The sequence below is a fragment of the Maribacter sp. 1_MG-2023 genome, from assembly GCF_030547005.1.
In the GTDB taxonomy this organism is placed as follows: Bacteria; Bacteroidota; Bacteroidia; order Flavobacteriales; family Flavobacteriaceae; genus Maribacter.
Genome location: NZ_JAUOPN010000002.1, coordinates 272,268 through 284,573 on the forward strand (window position 1 = coordinate 272,268; position 12,306 = coordinate 284,573).

Here is a 12,306-nt window from a genome sequence, read left to right on the forward strand (position 1 = left end):
TCTAACTACCCGCTAACGCCAATAAGTATTTTTTAGGGGTGGTATTATACTTCTTCTTAAAGGCAGCTATGAAATGACTAGAGGTACTATACCCTACTTTGAGTCCGATTTCATTGACATTATACTGACCGGTTTCTAAAAGACGCTTGGCATATTCCATTTTATGATCAAATAAAAAGCTGTAGACCGAATCACCATAAATTTGCTTAAACCCTTCTTTTAGTCGTTTTAAACTCAAACCTATTTCACTTGATAGTTCAGCCAATGTTGGTGGCTCTGCCATATTAGCTAAAATAATTTCTTTCGCTTTTTTAATCTTCTTTACATTTTCCTCATCTGCTAAATATGGGCATTGTTCAATATCGGCATTGGGGCTTCTATTAAAGTATAAAGCTATTAATTCATAAATTTTACCTTTTACGTAAAGCGATTTTATAGAAGGATGTAGATTATAGTTCACGATCTGACTCAAAATAACCGCGATTGAAGGTGAAAATGGTTCTTGAGAATAGTATTTTTTCTCTTTATTATCTGAACTTAAAAACGGAATATAATCTGCCTCTGCAGTGAATAAAGAATGAAACTTACGCAGGGTCATTACCACAGAAACCAACGATGATTTTGAGCTAAGACTTAAATTCAAAGGCAAGTCTAACTGCGTGTTATACAGCAACAAAGAATTCTCTTCTTTGACATCTAAACTATAATTACCTTGATTGAAATTATAGCTACCACTACCCTTTAAACAAAAATGAATCTGAATAAATCGTTTATTGATTTCACGGGTATAATGCACTACGTGATCTTCTTCGTTGTGAAATTTAAGCACGTAAAATCCGTCTTCAATTAAAACCTCATCGTATGACCCTTGAGCGTTACTTTTTACTTCCATTTTCTTAAATCAAATTTATATCTATTTAGAAAGCATCTAAATAAAATAGTCCGTATTCATTCAAACCATCATAAAATTATGGCTAATAAACTGATATTTATCATATTTTGCTCAAAAATTCGGCAGACGATACTAATTGTACCGCTAGCGTTGTTTTTATTGAGTGGATGCTCATATTTTTGTATCCGCTTTATGAAGGACTATCACATTTCTAAACATAACTCATTTTACACCATTGGTCTTAACTACAAAAAGGCTGATGCTGAGGCTCGTGGTAAATTTAGTTTAGACGAAGTGGCTGTAAAATCACTTTTAATACAAGCTAAAGAACAGGGCATTGATGGGTTATTGGCAACATCAACATGTAACCGTACAGAGTTACATGGCTTTGCGCAACATCCTTTTCAACTGATAAAATTATTATGCGACCACTCTAACGGAACCGTTGAGGCTTTTCAAGAAGTAGCATATGTGTATAAAAACAAAGAAGCTATCAATCACCTCTTCAGAGTAGGTACAGGATTAGATAGCCAGATACTTGGTGATTTTGAAATTATCAGTCAATTAAAGCAAAGTTTTAAGCGTTCTAAAGAATTGGGTATTGCCAATCCGTTTATCGAAAGACTTTGTAATAGCATAATACAAGCGAGCAAGCGAATTAAGAATGAAACTGAAATTTCTTCTGGCGCAACCTCTGTAGCATTCGCATCTGTACAATATATTATGCGTAATGTTGAAAATGTTACCGACAAGAATATTCTTTTATTCGGAACCGGGAAAATTGGTCGTAATACGTGCGAGAATTTAATAAAGCACACTAAAAATCCGCATATCACCCTAATCAATAGAACTAAAGATAAAGCTGAGCAAATTGCAGGCAAGTTCAACCTAAGGGTGAAAGATTATGGAGATTTACAATCCGAAATAAGAACTTCAGATATTTTGGTAGTTGCAACAGGTGCACAAAAACCTACGATTACCAAAGAATTAATCTATACGAACAAACCATTATTAATATTAGATCTTTCCGTACCAAAGAACGTAGATGATTCTATTTCAGAAATGGATAATGTTACCGTAATTCATTTAGATCATTTATCTCAAATGACAGATGAAACTTTAGAGCGTAGAAAACAATTTATACCAGATGCTGAAGCTATAAACGAAGAGGTGAAAAATGATTTTAACCAATGGTTAGAAACTAGAAAGTTTGCCCCAGTAATTAAGGCGCTAAAGCAGAAATTGAAAACTATTAAGGACGAAGAGTTAGACTACCAATCTAAAAAAACGGTCGATTTTAATTCGCACCAAGCTGATGTGGTAACCAATCGCATCATTCAAAAAATAACCAAACAATTTGCAAATCATCTAAAAGATGACACGGTAGATTCCAATTCAAGTTTAGAATTTATCCAAAAAGTATTTCAATTAGAATTGGACGAACAATGAGTAAAGTAATACGATTAGGAACACGCGATAGTGAATTAGCGCTATGGCAAGCGAAAACCGTTAAAAGTCAACTTCAAGCATTAGGTTATAAAGTAAAATTAGTCCCTGTAAAATCTACGGGAGACCTAATTTTAGATAAACCACTATATGAATTAGGAATTACGGGAGTGTTTACCAAAACATTAGATGTTGCCATGATCAATGGTGATATTGATATTGCCGTACATTCTATGAAAGATGTACCTACCGCCTTGCCAGAAGGTATTGTAAAAGCTGCAGTTTTAAAGCGTGGTAATTACATGGACATTATGGCATTTAATGATAATGAGGAATTTTTAGGTTCTCGTGATGCCGTTATCGCCACTGGTAGCTTACGTAGACAAGCGCAATGGTTAAACAGATACCCAACACATACGGTTGTCGATTTAAGAGGAAATGTAAATAGACGGTTAGAAAAACTATACGAAAATGATTGGAACGGTGCAATTTTCGCCGCTGTAGGTCTAGAACGTATCGGTTTGGAACCAGAAAACACTATCGGACTTACTTGGATGTTACCAGCCCCTGCACAAGGTGCAATTATGGTAGTTGCCATGGAAGGTGATGAAGAAATTCGTGAAGCCTGCGCACAACTAAACCATGAAGAAACGGATACCTGTGTTACACTTGAAAGAGAATTTCTTAGAGAATTAGAAGGTGGTTGTAGTGCACCGATCGGAGCATTATCATATATCAACAAAGAAAATATTGTTACGCTTAAAGGCGTACTATTAAATGTTGATGGAAGTAAAAAACTGGAAGCAGAATTGACGGCGCCACTTGGTAAGCATCAAAATTTAGGTATCGACTGTGCTAAAAGTATTTTAGCCAGAGGAGGAAAACGATTAATGACCGAAATGGCAAATGCTGGCTTAGAAGTCAATATATTTTCTACCAAAAAACTTACTCCGCCACAACAGTTACTATTAAACATATCGGTTAATGCCGATTCAGATGATTTTATAAAAATAAATCCGAATCGTATTTCTCCTATTATCTTGAAACAGCCACATAAAAATGTTGTTTTCACCAGTAAAAATGCGGTAGAAGCAGTATTAGCAAGTAGAGATGTTGCTGAGTTAGATTTTGAAAACATCTATTGTGTTGGTAGAAAAACACGTAGATTAATAAAAAATACTTTCGGTAAAGTGACGCATTATGAAAATAATGCAAAAGATTTAGCGAAGCATTTAGTAGAGTTTATTGATGGTACTGAAGTCACCTATTTTCATGGCAATCTAAGTTTAGAAGAACTACCAAGTATTTTAGAGGAAAACAATATTGAGGTAAACGCCATAGAAGCTTACAGAACTAAACTTTCTGGTAAAGCAATACCTGCAAGCGCAAAAGGGATTCTATTTTTTAGTCCGTCGAACGTAGAAAGCTATTTAAAAGAGAATTCTACAGACAGAGTAGCATATTGTATTGGTGAAACCACTGCAAAAGCAGCTAGGGAACATTTCAAAGAAGTTAAAGTTGCCAAAATACCTACTGTAGAAAGTGTTATTGAATTGGTGAACAGTGACTATCAAGATTAGCCTTTGGCTATTAACATAATTGCAATAGAATAAGAGACTTGAAGTCAATATTTGAATTGATTTGAATAGAATCTAAAATGACTAATAGTCTAATTAGTAAAATAAAAATAGCTAAAAGCCAAGGGCTAGCAGCTAAAAGCTATTACAAGAATATGAGCTTAAAAAACGACTTATTTCTAAAAGCCTTAAAAGGTGAAACGGTAGAAAGACCACCAGTGTGGATGATGCGTCAGGCAGGTAGATATTTACCTGAATTCATGGCCATCAAAGAAAAATATGATTTCTTTACAAGATGTCAGACTCCAGAATTGGCATCAGAAATAACGGTTCAACCTATTCGTAGATACGGTATGGATGCCGCTATATTGTTTAGTGATATATTGGTAATACCACAGGCAATGAACATTCATGTGGAGATGAAGCCAAATTTTGGTCCGTATTTACCGAACCCTATTCGTAATCAAAAAGATTTAGATAGTGTTATTGTACCAGATGTTCATGAAACATTAGGTTATGTAATGGAAGCCATTAAAGCGACAAAAGAAAAACTGAACGATGAAGTTCCATTAATCGGTTTTGCAGGTTCGCCTTGGACGATTTTATGCTACTGTGTACAAGGCCAAGGAAGCAAAACGTTTGATAAGGCTAAAGAATTATGCTTTACGCAACCCGTTGTTGCTCACGAATTACTTCAGAAAATTACAGATACAACCATTGCATACCTTAAAGCAAAAGTTGCTGCAGGCGTAGATGCTGTTCAAGTATTTGATTCTTGGGGTGGCATGTTATCCCCTTCCGATTATCAAGAATTTTCTTGGCAATATATTCAACAAATTATCGATGCTTTAAAAGATGAAGCTCCGGTTATTGTTTTTGGAAAAGGATGTTGGTTTGCATTAGGTGATATGGCAAAATCTGGTGCTGCAGCACTGGGTGTTGACTGGACATGTTCTGCAAGAAATGCACGATACTTAAGTGGTGGTAAAATTACATTACAAGGTAACTTTGATCCATCTCGTTTGTTATCTCCGCCTTCTGAAATCAAGAAGATGGTACACCAAATGATCAATGAGTTTGGTAAAGACAGTTACGTGGTAAATTTAGGCCATGGTATTCTACCAAATGTTCCTGTTGAAAATGCCAAGGCATTTATTGATGCTGTAAAAGAATACAAGCAAGATTAACCCTAATAGGTTTAAAGAGAATTAAAGTAGCCGATATAATAATCGCATAATGAATTCATTTCAACTACCAGATTTCGAAATAAATCCGATTTCAGAGAGAGATGGATGGCGTTTGTGTGATTTTATATCTACCAATGCAGACCATATAAAACGATACTTCCCGAAAACGGTGGCTGCAAATCTTAATCCCACCTTATCCAATATTTTTGTCCTTGATAAAGTAGCAGAATTTCTTTCAGGTAAAGAGTATCTGTTTACCTTGAAAGAATCAGAACACAGAAAGATTATCGGTTTGGTATATCTTAAAGAACTAAAACGAGCCGAAAAAGAAGCAGAAATTGCTTATTGTATTGACTTCACACACCAAAAAAGAGGTATTACTTCTACCGCTGTTAAAACCATTTCAGAATGGGGTTTCAGCGAACAACATTTACAGCGACTCAAAATCATTGCTCATAAAGCGAACCTTGGCAGTATTAAGGTAGCAGAAAATTGTGGTTATCTTTGGAAAAAGACACTATTAAAAGAACACACTCCGCCTAACGAAGACCCGTTAGATATGGAACTTTATGTTTTACAGAATGAAAGATAAATTTTACGCCTACATAGAACAACTTCAAGATACGATTACTTCAAAATTAGAAGAAGTAGACGGTACAGCTACTTTTAAAGAAGACATTTGGGTACGCCCAGAAGGTGGCGGTGGCCGTACTAGAGTTATTGAAAACGGAGCAGTTTTTGAAAAAGGCGGCGTAAACATATCCGGAGTACATGGCGAGCTTCCGGATAGTATGAAGGCATATTTTGGAGTAGAAGATGCTAATTTTTTCGCCTGCGGATTAAGTTTAGTACTGCATCCGAAGAACCCGATGGTACCTACGGTTCATGCCAATTGGCGTTATTTTGAAATGTATGGCAAGGACGGCGAAATTGTAGATCAATGGTTTGGCGGCGGTCAAGATCTGACTCCCTATTACTTATTTGACGAAGATGCAGTTCATTTTCATGAAGTTTGCAAAACAGCTTGCGACAAACATAATCCTACATTCTACGACACCTATAAAAAACGTTGCGATGAGTATTTCTGGAACACCCATAGAAACGAAGCTCGCGGACTAGGCGGTTTATTTTTTGACTATTGCAAAGCAACACCAGAAATGGATATGCAAGACTGGTACAACTTCGTAACCGAAGTAGGGAATAGTTTTCTAGATTGTTATGTACCAATCGTTATAAAAAGAAAAGACCTTGAATACACCAAAGAACAGAGGGATTGGCAAGAGATTAGAAGAGGGCGATATGTAGAATTCAACTTGGTTCATGACAAAGGAACCCTATTCGGGTTAAAGACGAACGGACGTATTGAAAGTATATTAATGAGCTTACCCCCACATGTACAATGGGTCTATGACCATCAACCAGAAAAGGGCAGTGAAGAAGAGCGTTTAATTGACGTATTGATGAAACCAAAAGAATGGGTGTAAGAATCATTCTATTTTGGATTATGCTATGCTTTACGCAATTAAGTATTGCTCAAAATTCACATTACAAAGAAGCTTTCCCTGATAAGGTAACCGTTCGGCTGTCCTTACAGACCACTTCCAATAGTTTTACCCTTAGAGACAAGATAACACGAGCTAAAACAGAGTTTATACCAAATGATAAGAGTTATTTAGGGCTATCGGTGCTATTTCGCTTTTTAGAAGTCGATTTTGGCTACGCACCTAACTTTCTCGCCGAAAATAAAGACAACGGAAATTCTAAATTGATCACCTTCAACATTCGAACATTTTTCGGTCAATACATGCAGACCTTAGATATCTACAAGCAAAAAGGATTTTTCACTAGAACTTCTGAATTTACGTTGCCCGTAGATGATTTAAGAACATTTAAAATCGGAGGAACATCTAGCTATATTTTTAATCCTGATTTTTCGTTTCGTGCTATTGGGTTTCAAAATGAATGGCAAAAGCAAAGTGTCGGTAGTTTTATTCCTAGCATATCGTACTACTACACAAAGTTTAAGTTAGAAGATCCTATTATCGATAATCAATTGGAGAAATCTTTGAAGGTTGCCATTGGTCCGGGTTATTATTACAACTGGATTTTCGATGAAAACTACCTCGTTTCTGCTGGTGCAACTGGCGGATTGGGTTTTAACTATTCTAGTACAGACGGAAATACTTCGTTTAATGGTTTGGCACAACTGATTTTTAGAATTACAGGAGGCTATAATTCAGAAAATTTCTTTAGTGGCATAAATATCAATACGCAATTATTGAGTCACACTTCAGATGAGAACTTCATTTTAGATGATTCTATAAGTTTTCTTGAGTTTTATGTAGGTTATCGTTTTGATGCTCCGAATAAATGGATTGCCAAAGCCGACGAGATAAGTCGTAAATTAGGGATTGAATAAACAACAGCAGAGCAATCTGCTAGATGCATTCGTTTTAAAATAATCGTATTTTTATAGTCAATGTTCTAAGCATTAAAATCTCGATTATCGATTAAATCTATATTTCATGAAGCAAAAAATATTTCAAATAGATGCGTTTACATCCAAACTATTTGGCGGAAATCCGGCAGCGGTTTGCATTCTTGAATCTTGGTTAGAAACCGATTTAATGCAACAGATAGCTGCTGAGAATAATTTGGCTGAAACGGCATTTACGGTTAAGAATACTAATCATTATGAGCTACGGTGGTTTACCCCAGAGATTGAAGTTGACCTATGCGGACATGCTACCCTTGCTACCGCTTTCGTTATCTTTAATCATTATGGTTACAAAGAAAATACGCTTCGGTTTATTTCTCCAAGAAGTGGAAAGTTATTAGTTCAAAAAAGTGAATCGGGACTATTAACCATGGATTTCCCTACGGATAACTTAAAGCCTGTTTCAGAACAAACCAACATTACAAAAGCAATAGGAAAACAAGCTTTAGAAACCTATAAAGGCAAAACTGACTACATGCTTATTTATAAATCTCAGGCTGAAATAGAAGCTATTGCTCCAAATTTTCATTTATTAAATGAATTGGATTGTAGAGGAGTCATTGTTACGGCAAAAGGTAACGAAGTAGATTTTGTATCTCGTTTTTTTGCACCGCAATGCGGGATTCCTGAAGATCCTGTTACGGGTTCTGCGCATACAACACTTACACCATATTGGTCAGAGAAACTGAATAAGAAAACACTATCTGCAAAACAACTATCTGAACGTGGTGGCGATATACAATGCGAATATCTTGGAGACCGCGTAAAAATATCGGGTAATGGAGTTTGTTATTTAGTGGGTGAGATAGAAATTTAGATGCTGTATCACTCTGTTTGACCAATACAACCTATTATCAAAGTTCTAGAAAAGTAAAAACCTGTCCGTTTTATGACAATTACCATTTACGAACAGGTTTATAACTGAACTCTTCTTAACTTTTTCTTTTACCTACGAATTATACATTTTGCACCCTAATTTTGTCATTTTTGAGTTCCGTAGCTATGGCTATGCAAGTAAAAAATGACTTCCTTACGGCACAAAAGCCATAATTCTCGGTTCCAAACAAAAAGTCAAGATGAGTTCACTAACTAAAATGAAAAAATTACTCTTCTACTGACTCTAAATTATCATCAGAGTTACGATCAATTAACTTGTTATACGGATCAATACCTGCTTTTAAAGGCTTTTCATCTGTAACAATAGTAAAGGTATTATCACCTGCAGAAAGCCACTTCAATTCAAAGTAAAAAGGGTTCTTGATAGTTACACCATCGTCACCGGTAATATCTTCGCCAAAGAGTCCGATATCTACCAGGTTCTTCTTATCGTCAATTAGCTTTTCTTTACCCGTATCATCATAATAAATCTTCTTAGAATTTACGGTGAATGTGGTTTCCCAATTACCATTATCTAGCTTTTTGGTTTTAGCATCCATCACCCGATTTTCATAAAGAACTATCTCTTTAAAACCATCATCAACCTTATATTTTAAAGAATCTGGAGTAACATTATAAATCGCTTTATAGAAATCTTCAGAGGTAGCATAAACTCCTTTTTCAAAATACTTGTATTCATTCAAGAATTTTTTAAGTCCCGCATTTATAACATCTTCACCAATGACATCTTGCAAATCATACATAATCATTGATCCTTTTTGGTACCAAATGTGCTGACCAGTTTCAACATCCATTAACGAACGTTCTGGTTTAAAACTGAATGATCTTCTAGATAGGTAGGTATCTAAAGAGGGCTTTAAAAATCCTTTTATACCATTTTCACCATATTCATGCTTTAAAGCCATTAACGAAACATACTCCGCTAAAGTTTCGGAAATGATATTTGCTCCTCTTGTTTTACTCGGAGTAACAATATGACCCCACCATTGGTGTGCAATTTCATGAGCTGTTACCCTGAAAGCATAATTAAAATCACCTTCGTTAGAAAAATCTGCTACAAAGCCAAAATCTTCTGAGTAAGGTATTGTTGTCGCAAAAGATTGTGCAAATGTGGTATGAGCCGGAAACTCAATTATCCTAATTACAGAATATGGATATTCATAAAAGTTTTTAGAATTATAATCTAACGAAACTTTAACCCCTTTTATAAATGAAGCTAAGTTCTTCTTGTGTTTCGGAGAGTGATACACTTCAATAGTCACTTTCTTTCCACTAGGTGCAATCCAAACATCTTTTTCAATATCATAAGTTGCAGAAACAAAATTGAAGAAGTAATCAGATTTATCTTCCAATTTGTAATTAAAATAGCTTCTATCATCCTTATCCCATGTTTCAACCAATACACCTGGCGCAACAGCAGTTTGCCCTTTTGAAGTACTAATTGTAGCTTCAAAATCCATATAATTGCTATCCTCATTAAATAAGTTCTTTTTCAAAGCAATGCTATCTGTTCTTGGCGGATAAAGAAAGTCTAATTTTTCTAAACCGTATTTTTCACGAGCACCGTTCTCCGTCAAAGCAATATCATAATGAAAACTTGGAAAAATAGCATCATTAAAGAACGAACCATTATTCAAAACTGCAGTTTCCCTATCCATAGCAAACCCATGTGTTCTTGCCTTAGTTTCAATAACCAAATTAGCAGTGTCTTTTGGCTGTAAAGATTCTGGTAGCTTGTAAATGAACAAACGATACAATGAATCGCTTAAAAACGGTTTTAACTCTTGGTCATTATAAACCACCTTTGTAATCTTAGTATCATAAGTAGGAAACATAATTTCCATTAAAACCGTATCAATTGGTTCTTCTGAAGGATTAACAACTGTAAACACACCCTTTGCATCTACACCACGTGTATCTGTATAGATATCTATATCAGCTTTTAAATCGATTACTTGAATATGGGGCTTATCTATATACTTACCATATGCCTTTTCAGCATCTGCAGAAAGTTTCTCACTAGAATCGCTATCTTCCATATGGTTCAGAACTTTTATATTGTAAAAGCTGTAAGCACCTACAGAAATAAAAGCAAATAAGAAAAATAAGGTATATGCAACCGTTTTACCCTTAAATCTACTTTTAGCCAATTTTAAACGCTCTTTTGCTGAAGAATAAAACCCTCTACTCCAGAATACACTACCAATAGTAGCCAATGTACCTGTTAAAAGAACCCAATATAAGTTCAACCAAAATTGACCGGTTAGGTAATGCCCAAATCCATTTAAATCACTTATAAAACCGGGTGTAGTCTCTCCAAAAGCTAAAAGTGGGTTATCTGTTTTCAACACTAAACTCACCAAAATTGGTATTCCCACATAAATTATAATGACAATAAAATGACCTAAAAATTTATTGTTTACTAGCACATGAACAAAAAATGCCAATAACAATGTAGCAACATATAAAGGAAAAAGAGACGTGAAATTATAGGTAAGGTACATACCCAATTCATAATCAAAATAGCCATTACCTGTTTGATACATAATACCAACCAATATGTTGATTAAGGTTAGCAATACGGCAACACCAATAAGTGAAATAATCTTTGAAAGATATAGTGTAGTATTACTTACCGGTAGCGCATCATAAAATTCAAAAGTCTTATTACTTCTTGTACGATGAACTGCTTCACCAGAATAAATAATTAGAATTATTGTAGAAAATAAAGCTATTCCAGCCGAAACATATGCAACCATAAACCTAGTAAGCGGTAATGACGGCGTACCATTATATTGATTATTTTGATAGGTTATAAACCCAGCTACTATAACCCCTATAATAATTAAGACAAGAAATACAGGTTCTTTAACGATAGATAAAAATTCTATTTTACTTAAAGACCACAAATTTTGACGCTGAGCCTTTTTACTAAATTCTTGAACAACATTAATCGTTTCTGAAGATGCCATTAGATCATTATCTTCTTTTACATTCTTCTTTTTCTTGGAGGATAAAAATCCTTTATATGAAAATTTAAAAAGTGTAAAGACAAATATTAATATTCCCAAAGTCAGCCATAATAGACGATTTAACATAAACTTACCCGTTAAAGCCAATTGGTTGGTATTTAACTCGTCTACAGACCAGTATTTGGTCAAATACCCATAAGCAGATTCCCCAAAAGGATCAACATAGATACTAAGCCATTCGGTATCTAAATTAGACAACAACTGTCCGGATAATATGGAAGCTATTAATATTACAATACCTCCTAAATATAAAATTGGCATTCTCTTAAAAAATGTCATTAAACAAAAGAAAAGACTACCAATAAAAAAAGAATTAAAAACCAATAAGTATAAAAATGGAAAGAAGTACGACCAAAAATTAAAATCGGTATACGTACCATAGTCTGGCCTATCTAACAAGGCACCAAGTACAAAACCGAACATAGCGCCAAACATCGCTGCAATGTTCATTATGGTAACAATTGTAAAACTACCCCAAAAACGACCCATTATGTAATTCTTTTCGGAAACAGGAAAAGTAAAATAGGTCTGGGCAGTTTTATGCTCCTCATCTCTATACACGGGCACACCCATAATAGCAGCATAAAAGAATAACGCTATAGTACTTAAACCACCAAGAACTCCTACAATGGCACTAGGGCTATTGGTGAATTCCGCAGTAGCAGATTCTGAAAATACCCCAAGAAGTAAGGGTATTAAAAACATGATAAATATGTAAATATAAGTGACCGGTCTTCTAAGCCTATATTTTAGCTCAAATAAGAATATTTCTTTCATA

The 12,306-nt window shown here is 34.9% G+C and carries 9 protein-coding genes; 7 read left to right on the top strand and 2 right to left on the bottom strand.

The window, feature by feature from the left end:
* Position 1: 1 nt before the first annotated feature.
* Positions 2-892 (bottom strand): helix-turn-helix transcriptional regulator, encoded by an 891-nt coding sequence (locus Q4500_RS04055; protein WP_303598454.1) that lies wholly within the window; start codon positions 890-892, stop codon positions 2-4.
* 192 nt (positions 893-1,084) lie between these two features.
* Between Q4500_RS04055 and hemA the strand changes: the two genes are divergently transcribed.
* From hemA to Q4500_RS04090, 7 genes are all read left to right on the top strand, one after another.
* Positions 1,085-2,341 carry a glutamyl-tRNA reductase gene (gene hemA, locus Q4500_RS04060; protein ID WP_303598455.1) on the top strand — a complete coding sequence of 419 codons (1,257 nt, stop codon included), beginning with the start codon at positions 1,085-1,087 and terminating at the stop codon, positions 2,339-2,341.
* A complete protein-coding gene (hemC, locus tag Q4500_RS04065; protein WP_303598456.1) occupies positions 2,338-3,918 on the top strand; it encodes a hydroxymethylbilane synthase in 1,581 nt (526 codons plus the stop codon). Before hemA ends, hemC begins: the two co-directional genes overlap by 4 nt.
* A gap of 152 nt (positions 3,919-4,070) precedes the next feature.
* Positions 4,071-5,102, top strand: a complete 1,032-nt coding sequence (gene hemE, locus Q4500_RS04070) for a uroporphyrinogen decarboxylase (RefSeq protein ID WP_303598552.1) — start codon at positions 4,071-4,073, stop codon at positions 5,100-5,102.
* 49 nt (positions 5,103-5,151) lie between these two features.
* Entirely contained in the window at positions 5,152-5,694 is a 543-nt protein-coding gene (locus tag Q4500_RS04075) for a GNAT family N-acetyltransferase (RefSeq protein WP_303598457.1), read from the top strand.
* Positions 5,684-6,586, top strand: coding sequence for an oxygen-dependent coproporphyrinogen oxidase (gene hemF, locus Q4500_RS04080; RefSeq protein WP_303598458.1), 903 nt, complete (start codon positions 5,684-5,686; stop codon positions 6,584-6,586). The genes Q4500_RS04075 and hemF overlap by 11 nt, the downstream gene beginning before the upstream one ends.
* On the top strand, positions 6,577-7,521 hold the full coding sequence (locus Q4500_RS04085; RefSeq protein WP_303598459.1) for a DUF4421 family protein: 945 nt from the start codon (positions 6,577-6,579) through the stop codon (positions 7,519-7,521). Before hemF ends, Q4500_RS04085 begins: the two co-directional genes overlap by 10 nt.
* Before the next feature lie 106 nt (positions 7,522-7,627).
* A complete protein-coding gene (locus tag Q4500_RS04090) occupies positions 7,628-8,416 on the top strand; it encodes a PhzF family phenazine biosynthesis protein (protein WP_303598460.1) in 789 nt (262 codons plus the stop codon).
* A 286-nt stretch (positions 8,417-8,702) separates the two neighbouring features.
* On the opposite strand, the gene Q4500_RS04095 is transcribed toward Q4500_RS04090, so the two are convergent.
* Positions 8,703-12,305, bottom strand: a complete 3,603-nt coding sequence (locus Q4500_RS04095; RefSeq protein WP_303598461.1) for a M1 family aminopeptidase — start codon at positions 12,303-12,305, stop codon at positions 8,703-8,705.
* Position 12,306: the final 1 nt, after the last annotated feature.

Coding starts and splice junctions, on each gene's coding strand:
- Q4500_RS04090 (WP_303598460.1), top strand. CDS start 7,628: ATGAAGCAAAAAATATTTCAAATAGATGCGTTTACATCCAAACTATTT.
- hemF (WP_303598458.1), top strand. CDS start 5,684: ATGAAAGATAAATTTTACGCCTACATAGAACAACTTCAAGATACGATT.
- Q4500_RS04075 (WP_303598457.1), top strand. CDS start 5,152: ATGAATTCATTTCAACTACCAGATTTCGAAATAAATCCGATTTCAGAG.
- Q4500_RS04055 (WP_303598454.1), bottom strand. CDS start 892: ATGGAAGTAAAAAGTAACGCTCAAGGGTCATACGATGAGGTTTTAATT.
- Q4500_RS04085 (WP_303598459.1), top strand. CDS start 6,577: ATGGGTGTAAGAATCATTCTATTTTGGATTATGCTATGCTTTACGCAA.
- hemE (WP_303598552.1), top strand. CDS start 4,071: ATGAGCTTAAAAAACGACTTATTTCTAAAAGCCTTAAAAGGTGAAACG.
- hemA (WP_303598455.1), top strand. CDS start 1,085: ATGAAGGACTATCACATTTCTAAACATAACTCATTTTACACCATTGGT.
- Q4500_RS04095 (WP_303598461.1), bottom strand. CDS start 12,305: ATGAAAGAAATATTCTTATTTGAGCTAAAATATAGGCTTAGAAGACCG.
- hemC (WP_303598456.1), top strand. CDS start 2,338: ATGAGTAAAGTAATACGATTAGGAACACGCGATAGTGAATTAGCGCTA.